Raw genomic sequence first — 1088 nt, forward strand, 5'->3', positions numbered from 1 at the left:
TCCGCGCCGGACGAGCCGGTGTGGTCGTGTTCGAGGTGGTGCTGGATGAGCAGGTCGGCGCCGAAGTCGTTGGACGGGTCGCGCCAGACGCTGTGCACGTGGTTGGCGTCGTCCTCGGCGTTGTCGAACTCGACGAGGGTGACCGGGCCCTGGACGCGGAAGTAGTGCGGCTGGTCGACGGTGGTGCCGCCGGCCCAGGCGAAGTGCAGGTTCTCGACGCCGCCGGCGGCCGCGATGCGGTCCATCTCGAAGCCGGCCAGGCCCGGTCGGGCCCGCTCGACGAACCGGGCGAGCAGGTCGTCGAAGTGTCCGCGCTGGGTGGCCGAGAGGTCGCCGGCCCGGATGCCGCGGGGGTGGGCGCGGAAGTAGGCCAGGGCCTTGCGGTCCTCGTCGGTGATCATCGCGTCGCGGCGGCCGACGCCGTGGTAGGCCGGGTACTCGACCTCTCCGACGGCCGGGACGGTCCGCGTGACGAAGTCCGCCGGCGGCCTGGAGTGGATGACGGCCTGCCGCTGCTGGGCGGCGGTGAGGCTGTCCAGCAGGACGAAGGCGCAGTCCTCCTCCTCGCCCAGGATGCGGAAGGGGCCGAACCGGGCGGGTTCGGCGCCGAGCAGGAACGGGGTGGCGCTGACCAGGTCCCCGTCGACGACGGTGACGTTGACCGACAGGTGGTGGCCGACCAGCCGCCAGCCCCAGGTGGTGTCCGGCTGCGGCTGGCCGAAGAAGGTGAGGAAGTAGCCCCGGGCGTCGCGCAGGGTGGCCGCGACGTGGCCGAACAGGGGCAGGTTCAGCTCGCGGAGCACGTGCTCGTTGGCCATGACCTGTACCACGCGGGCGTAGGCCGGGATCGACATCGACTCGGCGATCAGCCGGTGCGCCAGCACCTCCTGGCGGCGGTCGAGGTCGCCGAGCGGCAGTCCGTGCCGGCCGGACTCGGGCAGGAAGTTCCAGTGCGTGCGGCCCGGGTCCTCGTGCGGCAGCAGTACCCTGGCGCGCTGATCGGCGTCCAGGCCGTCGAACAGGCCCATCGCCGCGAACGTGATCGCTGTCGCGTCGAAGGTCCCGCCCGCCCGCGGCCGGTGCTCCTG

1 protein-coding gene is annotated in these 1088 nt (G+C 72.8%); it reads right to left on the bottom strand.

Annotation, left to right across the window (positions count from 1 at the left end):
* Positions 1–1088 (bottom strand): DUF3500 domain-containing protein (locus ACFF45_RS35445; RefSeq protein ID WP_381351160.1); only part of this gene is annotated, 1088 nt, incomplete at both ends.

This window comes from Streptomyces cinereospinus (assembly GCF_042430725.1).
Lineage (GTDB): Bacteria > Actinomycetota > Actinomycetes > Streptomycetales > Streptomycetaceae > Streptomyces > Streptomyces cinereospinus.